Raw genomic sequence first — 19043 nt, forward strand, 5'->3', positions numbered from 1 at the left:
TAACTAATGGCGAGCAAAAAAAAGCGCGGTCTAACACCGCGCAATGGATAATCAACAGCTATTACTTTTTTATTTTTTAGAATGACGTCCGTATACCACCCAGGTGATGACCACGCAGGCGACATAGAAGATCAGGAACAGCTTCATCGCCCCAACCGGTGAACCGGTCAATGCCAGCGACGTACCAAACGCTTTTGGAATAAAGAAGCCGCCAATCGCGCCGATAGCCGAGATAAAGCCCAGTGCCGCAGCCGTGTCGGTTGCCGCTTCACGCATCGCTTTCTCTTCGGATCCACCCTCGGCTTTCACTCTGTCCATCGTCAGCTTACGGAAGATCACGGAGATCATCTGGAAGGTTGAACCACTCCCCAACCCGGCCGTCAGGAACAGCGCCAGGAACACCGCAAAGAAGGCGATAAAGCTACCACCTACACCGTTTGTTGGCAGTGTCAGGAACAGTAGAGCACTGAATATTGCCATCAGGACAAAGTTCACCAGTGTCACGCGCGTCCCGCCCAGTCGGTCAGAGATTGCCCCACCAGCAGAACGGGCCAGGGCACCAATCAGCGGGCCAAAGAAGGCGTAATGCAGGATCTGGACCTCAGGGAACTGCGTTTTGGACAGCATCGCAAAACCGGCAGAGAAGCCGATGAAGGAACCGAAGGTCGCCAGATACAGCAGGCTCATAATCCACAGGTGCCCGCGTTTGAGTACCGGCAATTGCTCTTTCAGTGACGCTTTGGAGGTCGCCAGTTCGTTCATACCAAACCACGCAGCCAGCGTGAAAATGGCCAGGAACGGTACCCAAATCCACGCGGCGTTGGCCAGATACAGCTGCGATCCATCCGGTTGTTCTACGCCGTGGCTACCAAATGCAGCGAAGATCGACAATGACACCACCAGCGGAGCAACCAGCTGCATAACGCTGACGCCCATGTTACCCAGACCGCCGTTCAGACCCAGCGCACCGCCCTGTTTCTGTTTCGGGAAAAAGAAACTGATGTTGGCCATGCTGGAGGCAAAGTTTGCCCCGGCGAAACCACACAACAGAGAGATGATAATAAAGGTACTAAACGGCGTGGTGGTATCCTGCACGGCAAAACCTAACCATACGCAAGGGATGATCAGGATACCGGTACTGAATGCCGTCCAGCGGCGTCCACCAAATAAGGGAATCATAAAGGAGTACGGGACGCGCAGCAGCGCACCGGAGACCGACGGTAATGCCGTCAGCATAAACAACTGCTCGGTAGTGAAGTCGAAGCCGACCTTCGGTAAGTTTACCGCCACGGCGCTGAATAACATCCACACGCAAAACGCCAGCAGCAGACAAGGGACGGAAATCCACAGGTTGCGGCTGGCAATACGATGACCTCTTTGTTGCCAAAAGGCGGGATCTTCCGGCCGCCATTCTGTAATTACAGATCCAGATGCCCTTTCTGGGGCAGATGAGTGACTCATAGACACCTCTGATACTTGTTTCGATGCCTGCCACATTAGGGTTTACAGCGAGGGGTAAGTTGATATAAATCAAAGGAAAAGGTGGCATTATTAATGCTTAAAATTTGTCATTACCCCAAATGAGTACATAACATCGGTGAAAAAGATGTGGTTTTTCACGCTTCTGTCGCCCCCTACCCCCCCCAGCCAGGAATCTCTCCTACCAGTGGCAATTAAGGGGTAGCCCGTTTGAGGTATGGGTATACTCCAGTGTATCGCTGAGAATAACGCCACTGACTACTGCAGAATCGTCATTCAATAAGGTTTTCGGTGCAACGAAAACCCGAAGGAACAAGTCACCATGTTTAAACGTTGTCTCTCCCCGCTTACGCTGGTCAACCAGGTGGCGCTGATTGTTTTACTGTCCACCGCGATCGGCGTGGCGGGTATGGCTGTCTCCGGCTGGCTGGTTCAGGGCGTTCAGGGTAGCGCCCATGCGATCAACAAAGCGGGTTCCCTGCGCATGCAAAGCTATCGCCTGCTGGCAGCCGTACCGCTTGATGCTAACGATCAGCCGCTACTGGATGAAATGGAGAAAACGGCATTCAGTCCTGAACTGACGCGCGCCGCTAAGCGCGATGGACAGCAGGTTCAACTGAAAGCATTACAAGATTACTGGCATACCGAACTAGCGCCAGGACTTGCCCATGCGCAAACAGGCAATGCGGTTGCACAGGATGTTGCACGTTTTGTGACCGGACTGGATAAGCTGGTTACCGCCTTTGACCATACCACCGAACTGCGAATTGAACGCGTTGTCCTGTTACATCGCCTGATGGCTATTTTTATGGCGTTGCTGCTGGTTTTCACCATTATCTGGCTACGTGTACGCCTGCTACAACCCTGGAAACAGCTGCTGGCAATGGCGCGAGCCGTCAGCCAACGCGACTTTACCCAACGCGCGCGTATCAGCGGACGTAATGAGATGGCGGCCCTGGGTTCGGCGTTGAACAATATGTCAGAGGAGTTAGCCGAGAGTTACGCAGTACTGGAACAGCGGGTACAGGAGAAAACGGCCGGTCTGGAACATAAAAACCAGATCCTTTCCTTCCTGTGGCAGGCCAATCGCCGTCTGCACTCTCAGGTCCCGCTGTGCGAACGTCTCTCCCCGGTACTTAACGGACTACAAAATTTGACGCTGCTGCATGATATCGAACTGCGGGTGTACGACCTGGAAGATGAAGACAATCATCAGGAGTTTACCTGTCAGTCAAACATCAGCTGTGATGAAAAAGGGTGTCATCTGTGCCCGCGCGGTACGCTGCCAGCGGTTGACGGCGGTATCACGCTGAAATGGCGACTGACCGATTCGCATACTCAATATGGTATTCTGCTCGCCACCTTGCCGCACGGGCGTCATCTTAGCCACGATCAGCAGCAACTGGTTGATACCCTGGTGGAACAACTGACCGCGACGCTGGCGCTGGACAGGCACCAGGAGCGTCAGCAGCAGTTGATTGTCATGGAAGAGCGTGCCACCATTGCGCGCGAACTGCATGATTCTATTGCACAATCACTTTCCTGCATGAAGATGCAGGTCAGCTGTTTGCAAATGCAAGGCGAGGCGTTGCCGGAAAATTGCCGCGACCTGCTGAGCCAAATCCGTAACGAGCTGAACACGTCATGGGTGCAGTTGCGTGAACTGTTAACCACCTTCCGTTTGCAGCTCACAGAACCCGGATTGCGTCCGGCGCTGGAAGCCAGCTGTCAGGAATACAGCGCCCGATTTGGATTTACGGTGAAGCTGGATTATCAGCTACCACCGCGTCTGGTTCCTTCGCATCAGGCGATTCACCTGCTACAAATTGCTCGTGAAGCGCTGAGCAACGCGCTTAAACACTCTCAGGCCAATGAAGTGGTCGTGACGGTGGTGCAAAATGGCAAGCAGGTCAAACTGACAGTGCAAGATAACGGTCGCGGCGTACCGGAAAACGCCGAGCGCAGTAACCACTACGGCATGATTATTATGCGCGATCGTGCGCAGAGCTTGCGCGGCGATTGCCGTGTACGCCGTCGCGAGACAGGCGGTACTGAAGTTGCTGTCACTTTTATTCCCGAAACAAACTTCACAGAAGTCCAAGGAGATACCCATGAGTAATCTGGAACCGGCAACCATCTTGCTGATCGACGATCATCCGATGCTGCGAACCGGTGTAAAACAGCTCGTCAGCATGGCGCCCGATATTACCGTGGTCGGCGAAGCCAGTAATGGCGAGCAGGGTATCGAGCTGGCTGAAACTCTTGATCCCGATCTGATCCTGCTGGATCTCAACATGCCCGGCATGAATGGTCTGGAAACGCTCGATAAGCTGCGTGAAAAATCCTTGTCTGGTCGCATCGTGGTGTTCAGCGTCTCGAATCATGAAGAAGACGTGGTAACCGCCCTGAAACGCGGCGCGGACGGTTATTTGTTAAAAGACATGGAACCGGAAGATTTGCTGAAGGCGTTGCAGCAAGCAGCTGCCGGTGAAATGGTGCTGAGTGAAGCTTTGACGCCGGTGCTGGCCGCCAGCCTGCGTGCTAACCGCGCAACCTCAGACCGTGATGTTACCCAGCTCACTCCACGCGAGCGCGATATCCTGAAACTGATTGCCCAGGGCTTGCCCAACAAGATGATTGCCCGTCGTCTGGACATCACCGAAAGCACGGTCAAAGTCCACGTGAAACACATGCTGAAGAAAATGAAACTCAAATCGCGCGTTGAAGCAGCGGTATGGGTGCATCAGGAACGTATTTTCTGATATCGCGTGCAGTTTATCGCTAACGAGGATCATTTTCCGACATCGCACTAAACGGTTCGGTCAGTGATAGCGTGATCTCATTGGAAGAGACACGCTGGCCCTGTTCGTCTTCCACCACCACCGACAACCGCCAACGGTTTGTTGCCCCTTCACTGCGATCCCATTTCGGCATAATAATCGTCCAGCCTTCCGCGCTACGGGTGGTTGTTCCGGCCGTCAAACTCAGCGCCTGTGTATCCCCCTGCCACGTCAGATGCCGAATACCGTGCAGACTGCGCACCTCCAGCTTCAGCGCCACCGTTTCGCCAGGCTTGAGATCCCACGGCGGAGTCGCCAGAAACACAGACAGCGTTTTACGCTGGCGATATTCCATCGTCGGCAGGTTGTTACGCTGCGGATCGTCATAGCGGCTGCCACGCAGTGACTGACTGCCTGCCACTTCGCTGACCATTAGCTGTTTTTTTAACGGTACGCCAAAGCGATAATTGAGCTTTAGACCAACACTATTCTGACTTTCTCCACTTTCACCCTGCTTATGTTGTGCGGTCACCGTCACCAGCGGTACCGGCGTGTAGCTCAGCCCCAGCTTTACCGCTACCGGGTTGTGGTATCCGTTTCCGGAATGAAACAGATCGACCTGATCGCCAAAATATTGCTCAACGCTGACGCTGGTATTGAGATGCTCATAAAACGGCACCCGCATCAGCGCGGTGAGATCGTACCCACGCGCCATACGCTGCGCTTGCGTCGAAGAATGCTCCTGCCAGGATGAGAACGGCTGGTAATAATTGGCGGATAAGCGCAAATACTCACCCCACGCCTCGGCCCCCACACCGCCGCGCGGCAGGCTTTCATCCAGCAGATTGTCATAAAATGTGTTGTAACCTAACAACCAACCGTTGCGCACCCAGCGCTGTCCAATACCCAGATTACTGACCAGTCCATCATCTTGTTGGGTCAACCCCATCTGGCTCCAGGTCAGGTAGCGTTGGTTATCCTGCCAGGGGATAAACCAGCGGCCCCGGCTGCCGGTGAAGTGGCCCTCGTTATCCACCTGTAGCCCGACACTGGCGTTTCCCCAGGGAGAGAGCCATGATTCCAGTTGCTGATTCACCTGCTCGCTGACCGTGTCACGCACCTGGCCAAACGCGAATTGCTTCGCCTGTTCACCGGTATCTAGCCCGTTATCGGTCATGCTGGCTTCGCCAAACGCTTTAACCATTTCGGCAAAATGCTTTTCGCCTACCCGTGACTCCGCAGCCATACCGAGATCGGGCAAACCATCATTATTGTTGTCAAACGGGTTAGCAGCCTGCTGGACAAACGAAGACTGCGCGCTAGCAGTACCGCCTGCCAGGAGCAAGAGTGTAAATACAGCGGAAGAAGAATAAAAAATACGGCTCAAATCGTTAGTTGTTTCTTACATCAATTAACCACAGCGGCATACTTATCTTAAACCATAACGTCTTCAGCGTTGATTTTCAGCCCTTCCCTCTTTTTTCGGCATTATCCTGGTATCGATAAATAGGTGTAACATACGTGTCGGTTATTAACGCTCACTTGCAGCAACAGGAGTCAAAATGCAAAAGATAGTGATCGTCGCAAACGGTGCGGCCTATGGAAGCGAATCGTTATTTAACAGTCTGCGTCTGGCCATTGCCCTGCGCGAGCAGGATGGCAACCTCGACCTGCGGCTTTTTTTGATGTCGGACGCGGTGACGGCGGGTTTACGTGGGCAGAAACCGGCGGAAGGTTACAATATTCAGCAAATGCTGGAGATCCTGACCGCGCAAAACGTACCGGTAAAACTGTGCAAAACCTGTACCGATGGTCGCGGGATCACCGCGTTGCCGTTAATTGACGGCGTTGACGTCGGTACGCTGGTGGAATTAGCCCAATGGACGCTGGCGGCCGATAAGGTTTTAACCTTCTGATAGACGCTTTTCAGGCAAGCGCACTGAGAGAGCCTGATATTTCCAGATTTAATCTTTTAGGGGCGCGGTTTCGCTAAACGTTAGCACGCCCTTTCAACCCTTTTCAGGCATTTTGTCATTTTTGTTTAATCGTTATGCCATTTTTTGATCAAAATCAGCATCCTGTATCTCCCCCTTTGGTGTTATGCAATGAGTGAAATGTGAACAACATCACGCAGCACTTTCGACAGGAAGTACGTTGTTTTCAAGAACGGGGTGAAAAATGGCATTAGTGAAGGCAAGTTTGAAATTGTTTGGTGGGGATACCGTGGTGGTGCGCTGCTCTGAGCGCTGTCACATTCATCTGATGAGCGAGAAGAACCACGTCAAAGACACGCAGACCGACATTTTAAGCGTGCAGGATCGTGATAACGCATGGCTGACCGTGCCGTATACCGGCACGTGGAATGTTCTGATCGATAGCCACAGTCAGTCACTGGAGCATTCCATCAGTTATATAGCAGCCTGATTGTTCGCTGCCCGATAGCGCACACGCGCATCGGGCAGTTCGCCGACTCAGGCAAATCCCGGTCGCATTACGCCTTCAGGCAACACCTCGCCCAGCAATCTTTTGACCGTGACGATCAGTTCGTTCAGGCAATCATCCTGCATCCCTAACCGGGATAGTTCTTGTTCCAGCGAGAACAGATACTGCGCGTTGGTCCCCAATGGCCCACTGGCAGCGGCAATCAGCGGTGCTATCACCTGCGCACGCGTATCGGACTCAAATAGCGGATGCCGCGGATCCATAATAAAGACCAGCGCATTGACCGTTCGCCCGTCATCAAGCGTTAACTGACACCAGGTCGGAAGATAGCAACCAGTAATCATTTCACGCTTCCACAACAGCGACAACTCTTGCTCCAGCGAGGCATCCGGTAAGCGGTAGGCCACACCGGTGGTGCGTCCCCCTTCTTTCAGGGCCAGCATCCGTCCCGGCTGACATGCGGTTCCTCGTCCCGCCGTCAGGCGCAGACAAAATGCCCGATGCCAGCCAACTAACGTACCGGTACATGACTCTTCAAACTCTAACGCCGGGTTCCACATCAACGATCCATAACCAAAGATCCACACCGGTCCATCATCTGGTCGGCAAGCGAGCGTGGCGGCCAGTGAGGCTGCCCGTTGTTCCGCTGACCAGAGTAGTGATTCTTCAATAGCACCAAATGCCGTCTTACAGTCGGCATTTAATAAAAAATCACGCGTTAACACCTTACACCTCCGCCACTGCAACTTCCCTGCGACAACTTTTTGACGCCTTCCGGGCTTTTTTGCTGCTCATTTTGAAACCAATATCAGGACAATAGGCAATTCACCGGCTGCATGCAAGGCAACAAAGACTCAACGGCACTTTATATCCTGTCCTTATGGCTCGAGCGGGACTGGCATTTTCCCCATTATCAGTGTCAATATTTGTGCTCAATTAAAACTAACATGTTGTTATTTAAATGTTCTCTAAACAAGATAAGTGATTTTACTCATTTTAAAGCAAGAAACGGGCCACGCCGTAAAATTACGTAAAAACAGATCGGAAATACCGAGATATCTGTTATTTTTTACATTCTTTAATACATTTATAATTATAAGCACCTGCAGAGATGGAGAATTAATTACATGACACATGCACATGAGGCGGTGAAAACCCGCCACAAGGAGACTTCGCTCGTCTTCCCGATTTTGGCACTGGTAGTTCTGTTCTTATGGGGGAGCAGTCAATCACTACCAGTGGTTATCGGCATTAACGCACTTGCTCTGGTGGGCATATTAAGCAGCGCATTTAGCGTTGTTCGTCACGCAGACGTATTAGCACACCGACTCGGCGAACCTTACGGGTCCCTGATCCTCAGTCTGTCGGTTGTTATTCTTGAAGTTAGTTTAATCTCCGCATTAATGGCGACCGGTGACGCCGCGCCTACGCTAATGCGCGATACGCTCTACTCCATCATTATGATTGTTACCGGTGGTCTGGTCGGTTTTTCATTACTGTTAGGCGGGCGTAAATTCGCCACTCAGTATATGAACCTGTTCGGTATTAAGCAGTATTTGATCGCCCTGTTCCCACTGGCCATTATTGTGTTGGTGTTCCCGATGGCATTACCGGGGGCGAATTTCACTACCGCGCAGGCACTGCTGGTGGCGTTAATTTCTGCCGCGATGTACGGCGTGTTTCTGCTGATTCAAACCAAAACGCACCAGAGTCTGTTTATTTACGAACATGAAGACGAGGGCGACGACGACGACCCGCATCACGGTAAGCCATCAGCGCACAGCAATATGTGGCATGCAGCCTGGCTGATCGTCCATTTAATTGCGGTTATCGCGGTCACCAAAATGAACGCCAACTCGCTGGAGACACTGTTAACGGAATTGAATGCGCCTGTTGCGTTCACCGGTTTCCTCGTCGCGTTGTTGATCCTTTCCCCTGAAGGGCTGGGTGCGCTGAAAGCGGTACTGAGTAATCAGGTACAGCGGGCGATGAATTTGTTCTTCGGCTCGGTATTAGCCACGATTTCATTGACCGTACCGGTAGTGACACTAATCGCATGGGCAACCGGGAATGATTTGGTATTTGCCCTGGGCGCACCAGAGATGATTGTGATGGTCTCATCGTTGGTACTGTGCCATATCTCCTTCTCCACCGGACGTACCAATGTACTTAACGGTGCGGCGCATCTGGCATTGTTTATCGCGTATCTGATGACGATCTTTGCCTGATTCATAAAAAAGCCGGATGCGACGTAAAGTGTCTTATCCGGCCTCATTTTGATTGCTCGTTATCTTGCCCGATAAGCGTAAGCACCTTCGGGCACACAGAGAAATCTTAGTTCTCAGTATCCAGTTCGTCGAAGCTTTTCACCAGATCGTCAATCGCTTTGATCTGCGTGAGGAACTGTTCCAGCTTAGCCAGCGGCAGCGCGGAAGGACCGTCGCATTTCGCATTGGCTGGGTCCGGATGCGCTTCAATAAACAGCCCCGCCAGACCGACCGCCATACCGGCACGCGCCAGTTCGGTAACCTGCGCACGACGACCGCCTGATGCGGCACCAAACGGGTCGCGACACTGCAGCGCGTGGGTGACATCAAAAATAACCGGAGAGTTACCGGAAACTTTCTTCATCACACCAAAGCCCAGCATATCCACAACCAGGTTGTCGTAACCGAAGTTCGCGCCACGGTCGCACAGAATAACCTTGTCATTACCGCCTTCATGGAATTTATCCACGATATTGCCCATTTGACCTGGGCTTACGAACTGCGGTTTTTTCACGTTGATAACGGCACCGGTTTTCGCCATCGCTTCGACCAGATCGGTCTGGCGAGCGAGGAATGCCGGAAGCTGAATCACGTCCACAACGTCAGCCACAGGCTGTGCCTGGCTGGCTTCATGAACGTCGGTGATCACTTTTACGCCAAAGGTTTGCTTCAGTTCCTGGAAGATTTTCATCCCTTCTTCAAGGCCCGGACCACGATAAGAGTGGATGGAAGAACGGTTGGCTTTATCAAAGGAGGCTTTGAACACGTAAGGGATACCCAGCTTTTGAGTAACGGTTACGTAGTGCTCACAAATGCGCATCGCCAGATCGCGGGATTCCAGCACGTTCATGCCGCCAAACAGCACGAACGGCAGGTCATTTGCCACGTTGATGTCGCCAATGCTAACCACTTTTTGTTTCATAGGATCGCCTTAAACGGTAGGTAAAGTGTCATTAATCAATGCAATACAATTTGCTTGTGCGAAATAGTATTAATCTGCGCACGGATCATTTCGCTGATCGGGTCTTCCGGACATTGCTCAACGAAATAACTTAAATCAGTTAACGCAACATGTTCACATTCCAGCTGCGCGTAAATCAATCCGCGATCGCGTATTTCGTACGGATCTTCAGGATTAAACTGCAATAATGCTTCACTTGCGCGCAGTGCCAGCTCCATTTGCCGTTCTTCCATCAGTGACGATTTCAGCGTGTCGAGCAGCTTGCGGATCACTTCCGCGTTATCCGCTTCATCGAGATCTTCGTTAAACAGCTCCGCAACTGGGCTGATATTCCCCTTCAGCCATACTTCCAGCGTGTGCTCATTTAACGTTTCGCCATTGAACGGGTTAATCAGCCACATTTCACCTTCCAGTGATTCAATACGCAGGATGAGCTGCGTCGGGAAAATCACCGGAACCAGTGGCAGACCCAGCCGATTGGCAAGCCACAATAAGATTGCGCCCAACGACACCGCGCTGCCCTGACGATTTTTCAGGACCTGGTCAAGCCAGAGTGCATCAGAAAGACGATAGACGCCGCGGGTATCCGTAAATCCCCAGTCGCCGTAAAAAAGTGCCAGCAATTTATCCAGTTGCTCATCCTGAGACAAGAGCTGGCTAATTTCTTCATGCGCGAGGCTGGCCAGACGTTCCAGTTCGTCGTAGACAGATTGCGTAGGGAAATCCAGGCGGATAGATTCCGATGCCAGGATCATCCCATCGCACAGCGGCGCTTTATTAAATTCGAAATCAGCTAACGACCTCATGATTACCCCAGTAACGGTATTTTTGTGGTGGCGAGTTTAATGATGATGTACAGCACCACCAGCGCCAGCGGAAAGGCGATTAAACGCATCTGCTGACTGCGCGCCCGACGATAATCGAGCGCAATAAAACCCAAAACGATGTAAATGATAACCCCAAACAGCTTTTCAGTCAGCCATGTACCCTGTGCGGTGAATGGCAGGATGTGCGTTTTAGCGATCAACGCCACGCCGCTGAGTAACAAAACGGTATCAATGACCGGCGGGATGACCCGCGTCCAGCGCGCAGAAGCAAGGCGGGCGTCGGAATAACGCCACCAAAAACGCAGCGTGAGCAGGCCGACGGACAGCGCGATGCTAATAAGATGAACGTTGAGTAACACACTGAAGGTAGTCATGCCGCGATACGCCCGAGCGTAATGCGCTCGTTGCCGCCGTAATCACGACAGGTTTCAACCGCCAGGTATCCGGCACGCATAAACGCGTCGCGCACCGCCTCCCCCTGTTGCCAGCCATGTTCCAGCAGCAGATAGCCGCCGGGGGTTAATACGTGCTGAGACTGGTCGATGATATGCACGATATCTGCCAGACCATTCGCGCCTGCCACCAGCGCGGTCAGCGGTTCAAAGCGCACATCACCTTGCGCCAGATGCGGGTCCTGCTCATCAATGTACGGCGGGTTGCTGACAATCATGTCAAACCGCTGCCCCTGCAAGGCGCTGAACCAGTCGCTTTGCAGCACACGCACATTCCTGATACCCAAATGCTGCGCATTGCGGGTCGCCAGAGCCACGGCATCCGGCATCCGGTCAACCGCGGTGACTTCGCAATCAGGGCGCTCGGTGGCCAGCGCCAGCGCAATAGCACCCGTGCCGGTCCCCAGATCGACAATACGGCACGCTGATGTTGGCAGACGCGCCAGCGCCTGCTCGACCAGGCATTCGGTATCCGGACGTGGGATAAGCGTCGCCGGTGACACGAACAGCGGCAGTGACCAGAACTCGCGAACACCGGTCAGGTGCGCCACGGGCTCTCCCCGCTGACGGCGAGCCACCAGCGAGTTCAACTGTTCATGCTGTGCTGCGGTTAATTCCGTTTCACCAAACGCCAGAATAAAGGTGCGCGCCTTGCCGGTGACGTACTCGAGTAAGATCTCGGCGTCGCGGCGCGGGCTGTCGCTGTCCTGTAAATGGCTTATCGCTTCACGCAGCCAGTGTTGATAATCCATTAATCCTGCTCGGACAGCGCCGCCAACTGGTCAGCCTGGTATTCCTGGACAATCGGCTCAATGAGCATATCCAGTTTACCTTCCATCGTTTCGTCCAGGCGGTAGAGCGTCAGGTTGATGCGATGATCGGTGACACGACCCTGCGGGAAGTTATAGGTACGGTTACGATCGCTGCGATCGCCGCTGCCTAACAGGTTACGACGTTCAGAGGCTTCCGCCTGCTGGCGTCTTGCCACTTCGGCGGCACGAATACGCGACCCCAGCACCGACATCGCTTTGGCTTTGTTTTTGTGCTGCGAACGTTCGTCCTGACATTCAACCACAATACCGGTCGGCAGGTGGGTTATACGAATAGCAGAGTCGGTGGTGTTAACGTGCTGACCACCGGCACCCGATGAACGGAAGGTATCAATACGCAGATCGGCCGGGTTGATGTCCGGCAGTTCGGCTTCCGGCAGTTCCGGCATCACCGCGACCGTACAGGCGGAAGTATGGATACGCCCCTGAGATTCGGTGGCCGGAACGCGCTGTACGCGATGACCACCAGACTCGAATTTCAGTCGACCATACACGCCGTCGCCGCTCACCTTGGCAATAATTTCTTTATAGCCGCCGTGTTCACCTTCGTTGGCGCTCATGATCTCCACGCGCCAGCGACGAGATTCAGCGTAACGGCTGTACATACGGAACAGATCGCCGGCAAACAGCGCCGCTTCATCTCCGCCGGTTCCGGCACGGACTTCGAGAAACGCGTTGCGCTCGTCATCCGGATCTTTCGGCAGCAGCAGAACCTGTAGATGCTGCTCCAGCTGTTCACATTTTTCTTTTGCTTCGCGCAGTTCATCCTGCGCCATCTCACGCATTTCAGGATCGTCGAGCATCATCTGTGCCGTTTCGATATCTTCCTGAACCTGTTGCCAGTCCGTAAAACAGCGAGATACATCGCTTAACTGGGCATATTCGCGCGACAGCGCACGAAAGCGATCCTGGTCTGCGATGGTTCCAGCATCGCCGAGCAGCGCCTGAACTTCTTCATGGCGTTCATGCAGGGCTTCCAGTTTGGCAACGATAGAAGGCTTCATAGGCGTAAATGCACCCTGTAAAAATAAGATTGGTGTGCTGCTACTCCAGCCCGAGGCTGTCGCGCAGAATATTCAGGCGTTCACTATCCCCGTCACGGGCAGCCTGTTGAAGTGATTTGGTTGGTGCATGGATCAGGCGGTTTGTCAGTTTCCAGGCCAGATCCTGCATAATGGCTTGCGCATCACCGCCCTGTTCCAGGGCAGCCAACGCTTTGGCGGTCAGTTCATCACGAACCTGTTCTGACTGACTGCGATATTCGCGGATGGTCTCACTCGCGCTTTGGGCGCGTAGCCAGGCCATAAATTCGCTGGTTTCCTGCTCGACGATCGTTTCGGCTTCCACCGCCGCTGCTTTACGCTGCGCCAGGTTATGCGAAATGATGCTTTGCAGATCGTCAACGCTATACAAATACGCGTTCGACAATTTGCCGACTTCCGGCTCAACATCGCGCGGTACGGCAATATCGACCAGCAGCATCGGCTGATTGCGGCGGTTTTTCAGCGCGCGCTCCACCATCCCTTTGCCGATAATCGGCAGCGGACTGGCGGTAGAACTGATAATAATATCGGCGTCCTGTAAGCGCGCATCGATATCACTCAGTGAAATCACCTCAGCGCCGACCTCGTCCGCCAACACCTGCGCACGTTCACGCGTACGGTTGGCGATGATCATCTTCTTCACTTTGTGTTCGCGCAAATGACGCGCCACCAGTTCGATGGTCTCGCCTGCGCCAACCAACAGTACAGTCACCGTGGACAGCGATTCAAAGATTTGCCGGGCCAGCGTACAGGCCGCAAACGCCACGGACACCGCACTGGCTCCGATGTCTGTTTCTGTACGTACACGTTTAGCGACGGAGAACGATTTCTGGAACATGCGCTCCAGCGCACTGGCGTTCAGGTGGCCTTTTTGCGAATCCGCAAAGGCTTTTTTCACCTGTCCAAGAATTTGTGGTTCGCCGAGCACCAGCGAATCCAGGCCGCTGGCAACACGCATCAGATGGCTGACGGCATCGTTGTCCTGATGCCAGTAAAGGCTGCTGCGCAGGTCTTCTTCATTCAGGTTATGGTATTCGCACAGCCAGCGGATCAGCGCCTCTTGCAGGTTGTCCTGCTCTTCGACGCTGAGGTACAGCTCCGTGCGGTTACATGTCGACAGCACTACCCCGCCCTGCACCATTGGCTGCGCAAGCAGGCTGTCCAGCGCCTGATCGAGCGTATCCGGCGAAAACGTTACGCGTTCTCGCAGCGATACAGGTGCCGTTTTATGGTTAATACCAAGCGCTAAAAGGGTCATGTGTGCGGGAATAGTACCAGCGTTGATAAGGTTAGACTGCGGGCATCATACAGGATGCGTGCGGCCAATAAAAGAGACTGCCCCCTTTTGGAGTAATAGCTTAGTGCACAAATTTTAGTGATTTAAGATAACGTGAACGTAGACGAGGTCAGACAGCGGCGCTAGCATTAAGAACTATAACTGCAACGTATCTCAAGGATTTGTCATCATTATGACCCTGCCTGATTTTCGCCTGATCCGCCTGTTGCCGCTGGCAAGCCTGGTCCTCACCGCCTGTACGCTCAACGCGCCCAAAGGTCCCGGCAAAAGCCCCGACTCTCCGCAATGGCGCCAACACCAGCAGGAGGTACGTGCGCTGCACCAGTATCAGACTCGCGGCGCGTTTGCCTATATTTCCGACCAGCAGAAAGTGTATGCCCGCTTCTTCTGGCAACAAACCGGTCAGGATCGCTATCGTCTGCTGTTGACCAATCCGCTGGGCAGTACCGAACTGGAACTGAAAGCCCAGCCGGGCAACGTCGAGCTTGTCGATAATAAAGGTAAGCATTACACCGCCGACGACGCCGAAGAGATGATTGGCAAACTGACCGGCATGCCGATTCCGCTCGATAGCTTGCGTCAGTGGATCCTCGGTCTGCCTGGCGATGCCACCGACTACAAACTCGACGAACAGTACCGTCTGAGCGAAGTGAACTACAGCCAGAACGGCAAAAGTTGGAAAGTGGTTTACAGCGCCTACGACAGCAAAACGCAGCCAGCGATGCCCGCGAACATGGAACTGTCTGACGGCGACCAGCGCATTAAGCTGAAAATGGATAACTGGATCGTGAAATGATGACCCACTGGCCCTCTCCGGCAAAACTGAATCTGTTTTTATACATTACCGGACAGCGTGCAGATGGTTATCACACGCTGCAGACGCTGTTTCAGTTTCTCGATTACGGCGACGATATCAGCATTGAAGTGCGCGACGACGGCGACATTCATCTGCTTACTCCGGTTGCAGGTGTTGAGCATGAAGATAACCTGATTGTGCGCGCCGCGCGTTTGCTGATGAAAACCGCTGCACAGAGTGGACGCTTGCCCGCCGGTAGCGGCGCGGCCATCAGCATTGATAAGCGTCTGCCAATGGGCGGTGGCCTGGGGGGCGGTTCATCGAATGCCGCCACCATTCTTGTGGCGCTGAACCATCTCTGGCAGTGCGGACTGTCCGTCGATGAACTGGCAACCATTGGGTTAATTTTGGGAGCCGACGTGCCGGTATTCGTACGCGGACATGCGGCCTTCGCCGAGGGTGTGGGAGAAATCCTCACGCCGGTTAATCCGCCGGAAAAATGGTACCTGGTTGCTCATCCTGGCGTCAGTATTCCAACGCCGGTGATTTTTAAAGACCCGGAACTCCCGCGCAACACGCCAAAAAGGTCAATAAAAACGTTACTAAAATGTGAATTCGGCAATGATTGCGAGGTTATCGCAAGAAAACGTTTTCGCGAGGTTGATGCGGCGCTTTCCTGGCTGTTAGAATATGCGCCGTCGCGCCTGACTGGTACAGGGGCCTGTGTCTTTGCTGAATTTGATACAGAGTCTCGTGCTCGCCAGGTGCTTGAGCAAGCCCCGGAATGGCTCAAAGGCTTTGTGGCGAAAGGTGTCAACCTCTCCCCATTGCACAGAGCGTTACTCTAAATCACTCGGGTTTCAGGAAGATGGCGAGATGACGAATCGCCAGGCGCATACAAAAGTATGTGACTGGTGTGAGGAATTGATGCCAGCACACATGAAACGTGAAGGATGGCGAGTAAGCCGGGCAAGCTGAGTTTCGGTGACAACGTCACCCTGTTCCAGACGTTGCATCGCGCTCTTTAATACACCGCCTGGAGAGGATACTGCCTGGCCCGCACAGTTTTCGGCAGATTCTTTCCACCAATGGACGCATGCCTGAGGTTCTTCTCGTGCCTGATATGAAGCTTTTTGCTGGTAACGCCACCCCGGAACTAGCACAACGTATTGCCAACCGCCTGTACACTTCACTCGGCGACGCCGCTGTAGGTCGCTTTAGCGACGGCGAAGTCAGCGTACAAATTAATGAAAATGTACGCGGTGGTGATATTTTCATCATCCAGTCCACTTGTGCCCCTACTAACGACAACCTGATGGAATTGGTCGTTATGGTCGATGCTCTGCGCCGTGCTTCCGCAGGTCGTATCACCGCCGTTATTCCTTACTTCGGCTATGCACGCCAGGATCGTCGCGTACGTTCCGCTCGTGTACCGATTACCGCAAAAGTCGTCGCGGACTTCCTGTCCAGCGTTGGCGTTGACCGCGTCCTCACCGTTGACCTGCATGCTGAACAGATCCAGGGCTTCTTTGACGTACCGGTTGATAACGTATTCGGTAGCCCAATTCTGTTAGAAGACATGCTGCAGCTGAACCTGGACAACCCGATTGTGGTTTCTCCGGACATCGGTGGCGTCGTGCGTGCCCGCGCTATCGCTAAGCTGCTGAACGATACCGATATGGCTATCATCGACAAACGTCGCCCACGTGCGAACGTTTCTCAGGTGATGCACATTATTGGTGACGTTGCAGGTCGTGACTGCGTCCTGGTTGATGACATGATCGATACCGGCGGTACGCTGTGCAAAGCAGCAGAAGCACTGAAAGAACGTGGTGCCAAACGCGTATTTGCGTACGCGACTCACCCGATCTTCTCAGGCAATGCGGCAAACAACCTGCGCAACTCAGTGATTGATGAAGTCGTGGTCTGTGACACCATTCCACTGACCGACGAAATCAAAGCACTGCCAAACGTGCGTACGTTGACCCTGTCGGGTATGCTGGCCGAAGCGATTCGTCGTATCAGCAACGAAGAATCCATCTCTGCCATGTTCGAACATTAATCGAGCCCGGCTCAAAAACCCGCTGCGGCGGGTTTTTTTATCCGTTTTACTTATTTGTATGATTTATGCCAACTTCAACTATCATTTTCTAGATAGATGATGCGCTCATGGATGAAACATTATTGTGAACAGACTATTTTCCTCACATGTGATGCCTTTCCGCGCCCTCATTGACGCTTGTTGGAAAGAAAAATATACCGCCTCGCGCTTTACCCGTGATCTGATCGCCGGGATAACCGTGGGGATTATTGCTATTCCGCTGGCAATGGCGTTGGCAATTGGCAGCGGCGTTGCGCCACAGTACGGCCTGTATACCGCAGCTGTCGCCGGGATTGTTATCGCCCTTACCGGTGGCTCACGCTTTAGCGTTTCTGGCCCAACCGCCGCCTTCGTGGTGATTTTATATCCGGTCTCGCAACAGTTCGGGCTGGCAGGCCTGCTGGTTGCCACGCTGATGTCCGGGATATTCCTGATCCTTTTCGGCCTCGCCCGCTTTGGTCGGTTGATCGAATATATTCCCGTCTCCGTCACCTTAGGCTTTACCTCAGGTATTGGTATCACCATCGGTACCATGCAGATTAAAGATTTTCTTGGACTGCAGATGGCGCATGTCCCGGAACACTATCTGCAAAAAGTGGGGGCGCTGTTCATGGCCCTGCCGACCATTAACCCTGGCGATGCCGCCATTGGCGTAGTCACGCTGGCGATCCTGATTTTCTGGCCGCGTCTGGGGATTCGCCTGCCCGGTCACCTCCCGGCTCTACTGGCTGGCTGCGCGGTGATGGGTATCGTTAACCTGACGGGTGGTCATGTAGCGACCATCGGGTCTCAGTTCCATTACATTCTTGCCGATGGCTCGCAAGGTAACGGTATTCCACAGTTACTGCCGCAACTGGTACTGCCATGGGATATGCCTGGGTCCAACTTTACGCTGAGCTGGAGTTCATTACAGGCGTTGTTACCCGCAGCCTTCTCGATGGCGATGCTGGGGGCGATTGAATCTCTGCTGTGCGCCGTGGTGCTCGACGGTATGACCGGCACCAAGCACAAAGCCAACAGCGAGCTGATTGGTCAGGGGTTGGGTAATATCGTCGCGCCGTTCTTTGGCGGCATTACCGCCACCGCCGCGATTGCCCGCTCTGCGGCTAACGTACGTGCCGGGGCTACCTCGCCCATTTCTGCGGTGATCCACGCAATTCTGGTGATCCTCGCACTGCTGGTATTAGCCCCCTGGCTCTCCTGGTTACCGCTTTCCGCCATGGCCGCACTGCTTTTGATGGTGGCGTGGAACATGAGTGAAGCCCACAAAGTAGTGGATTTGCTACGCCACGCGCCGAAAGACGACATCATCGTGATGTTGATGTGTATGTCGCTGACCGTGCTGTTTGATATGGTGATCGCCATCAGCGTGGGGATCGTCCTTGCCTCGTTGCTGTTTATGCGTCGTATCGCGCGCATGACGCGTCTGGCGCCAGTGAATGTTGCTGTACCGGACGACATACTGGTACTGCGCGTAATTGGCCCGCTGTTCTTTGCCGCCGCGGAGGGATTGTTTACCGATCTCGAGTCTCGTCTTGATGGCAAACGCATCGTCGTTCTGAAGTGGGATGCCGTTCCGGTGCTGGATGCCGGTGGGCTGGATGCCTTCCAGCGCTTTGTTAAACGACTGCCGGAAGGCTGTGAATTACGTATCAGCAATTTGGAATTCCAGCCGCTGCGCACCATGGCCCGTGCGGGTATCCAACCTATTCCCGGCCGTCTGGCGTTCTTCCCGAACCGCGACGCCGCGCTGGCCGATATTTAACGT

18 protein-coding genes are annotated in these 19043 nt (G+C 53.6%); 9 read left to right on the plus strand and 9 right to left on the minus strand.

The window, feature by feature from the left end:
* Nucleotides 1-69: 69 nt before the first annotated feature.
* Complete coding sequence (locus tag E4Z61_RS06705; RefSeq protein WP_135322087.1) at nucleotides 70-1461, minus strand: NarK family nitrate/nitrite MFS transporter; 1392 nt, start codon at nucleotides 1459-1461, stop codon at nucleotides 70-72.
* A gap of 340 nt (nucleotides 1462-1801) precedes the next feature.
* Here E4Z61_RS06705 and narX point away from each other — a divergent pair, with 340 nt between their 5' ends.
* Nucleotides 1802-3598 carry a nitrate/nitrite two-component system sensor histidine kinase NarX gene (gene narX / locus E4Z61_RS06715; RefSeq protein ID WP_135322089.1) on the plus strand — a complete coding sequence of 599 codons (1797 nt, stop codon included), beginning with the start codon at nucleotides 1802-1804 and terminating at the stop codon, nucleotides 3596-3598.
* Complete coding sequence (narL, locus tag E4Z61_RS06720) at nucleotides 3591-4241, plus strand: two-component system response regulator NarL (protein WP_135322090.1); 651 nt, start codon at nucleotides 3591-3593, stop codon at nucleotides 4239-4241. Before narX ends, narL begins: the two co-directional genes overlap by 8 nt.
* 19 nt (nucleotides 4242-4260) lie before the next feature.
* Here the strand turns inward: narL and E4Z61_RS06725 are convergent, their stop codons facing one another.
* Nucleotides 4261-5646, minus strand: a complete 1386-nt coding sequence (locus E4Z61_RS06725; protein ID WP_135322091.1) for a YchO/YchP family invasin — start codon at nucleotides 5644-5646, stop codon at nucleotides 4261-4263.
* 175 nt (nucleotides 5647-5821) lie between these two features.
* Between E4Z61_RS06725 and E4Z61_RS06730 the strand changes: the two genes are divergently transcribed.
* Together E4Z61_RS06730 and E4Z61_RS06735 are read left to right on the plus strand one after the other, a co-directional pair.
* Nucleotides 5822-6175, plus strand: a complete 354-nt coding sequence (locus E4Z61_RS06730; RefSeq protein WP_135322092.1) for a DsrE/DsrF/TusD sulfur relay family protein — start codon at nucleotides 5822-5824, stop codon at nucleotides 6173-6175.
* Between the two features lie 262 nt (nucleotides 6176-6437).
* Nucleotides 6438-6683, plus strand: coding sequence for a DUF1883 domain-containing protein (locus E4Z61_RS06735; protein WP_096756773.1), 246 nt, complete (start codon nucleotides 6438-6440; stop codon nucleotides 6681-6683).
* A gap of 47 nt (nucleotides 6684-6730) precedes the next feature.
* Here the strand turns inward: E4Z61_RS06735 and E4Z61_RS06740 are convergent, their stop codons facing one another.
* A complete protein-coding gene (locus E4Z61_RS06740; protein WP_135322093.1) occupies nucleotides 6731-7426 on the minus strand; it encodes a gamma-glutamylcyclotransferase in 696 nt (231 codons plus the stop codon).
* Between the two features lie 402 nt (nucleotides 7427-7828).
* Here E4Z61_RS06740 and chaA point away from each other — a divergent pair, with 402 nt between their 5' ends.
* On the plus strand, nucleotides 7829-8929 hold the full coding sequence (chaA, locus tag E4Z61_RS06745) for a sodium-potassium/proton antiporter ChaA (protein ID WP_135322094.1): 1101 nt from the start codon (nucleotides 7829-7831) through the stop codon (nucleotides 8927-8929).
* Between the two features lie 106 nt (nucleotides 8930-9035).
* Here the strand turns inward: chaA and kdsA are convergent, their stop codons facing one another.
* The 6 genes from kdsA to hemA are packed head-to-tail and all read right to left on the minus strand — an operon-like array spanning nucleotide 9036 to nucleotide 14339.
* A complete protein-coding gene (gene kdsA, locus E4Z61_RS06750; protein WP_135322095.1) occupies nucleotides 9036-9890 on the minus strand; it encodes a 3-deoxy-8-phosphooctulonate synthase in 855 nt (284 codons plus the stop codon).
* Nucleotides 9891-9925: 35 nt separating this feature from the next.
* Nucleotides 9926-10735: an invasion regulator SirB1 gene (gene sirB1 / locus E4Z61_RS06755; RefSeq protein ID WP_135322096.1), complete on the minus strand. Its 810-nt coding sequence runs from the start codon at nucleotides 10733-10735 to the stop codon at nucleotides 9926-9928.
* Between the two features lie 2 nt (nucleotides 10736-10737).
* Nucleotides 10738-11130 carry an invasion regulator SirB2 gene (sirB2, locus tag E4Z61_RS06760; RefSeq protein ID WP_135322097.1) on the minus strand — a complete coding sequence of 131 codons (393 nt, stop codon included), beginning with the start codon at nucleotides 11128-11130 and terminating at the stop codon, nucleotides 10738-10740.
* Complete coding sequence (prmC, locus tag E4Z61_RS06765) at nucleotides 11127-11960, minus strand: peptide chain release factor N(5)-glutamine methyltransferase (protein WP_135322098.1); 834 nt, start codon at nucleotides 11958-11960, stop codon at nucleotides 11127-11129. Before prmC ends, sirB2 begins: the two co-directional genes overlap by 4 nt.
* Complete coding sequence (gene prfA / locus E4Z61_RS06770; protein WP_135322099.1) at nucleotides 11960-13042, minus strand: peptide chain release factor 1; 1083 nt, start codon at nucleotides 13040-13042, stop codon at nucleotides 11960-11962. Before prfA ends, prmC begins: the two co-directional genes overlap by 1 nt.
* A gap of 40 nt (nucleotides 13043-13082) precedes the next feature.
* Complete coding sequence (hemA, locus tag E4Z61_RS06775) at nucleotides 13083-14339, minus strand: glutamyl-tRNA reductase (protein ID WP_135322100.1); 1257 nt, start codon at nucleotides 14337-14339, stop codon at nucleotides 13083-13085.
* 211 nt (nucleotides 14340-14550) lie between these two features.
* Between hemA and lolB the strand changes: the two genes are divergently transcribed.
* From lolB to dauA, 4 genes are all read left to right on the plus strand, one after another.
* On the plus strand, nucleotides 14551-15174 hold the full coding sequence (gene lolB, locus E4Z61_RS06780) for a lipoprotein insertase outer membrane protein LolB (RefSeq protein ID WP_135322101.1): 624 nt from the start codon (nucleotides 14551-14553) through the stop codon (nucleotides 15172-15174).
* Complete coding sequence (gene ispE / locus E4Z61_RS06785) at nucleotides 15171-16022, plus strand: 4-(cytidine 5'-diphospho)-2-C-methyl-D-erythritol kinase (protein WP_135322102.1); 852 nt, start codon at nucleotides 15171-15173, stop codon at nucleotides 16020-16022. Before lolB ends, ispE begins: the two co-directional genes overlap by 4 nt.
* Nucleotides 16023-16288: 266 nt before the next feature.
* Entirely contained in the window at nucleotides 16289-17236 is a 948-nt protein-coding gene (gene prs / locus E4Z61_RS06790; protein WP_001518537.1) for a ribose-phosphate diphosphokinase, read from the plus strand.
* A 151-nt stretch (nucleotides 17237-17387) separates the two neighbouring features.
* Complete coding sequence (gene dauA / locus E4Z61_RS06795) at nucleotides 17388-19040, plus strand: C4-dicarboxylic acid transporter DauA (protein ID WP_240703879.1); 1653 nt, start codon at nucleotides 17388-17390, stop codon at nucleotides 19038-19040.
* Nucleotides 19041-19043: the final 3 nt, after the last annotated feature.

The sequence above is a fragment of the Citrobacter tructae genome, assembly GCF_004684345.1.
Classification (GTDB): domain Bacteria; phylum Pseudomonadota; class Gammaproteobacteria; order Enterobacterales; family Enterobacteriaceae; genus Citrobacter; species Citrobacter tructae.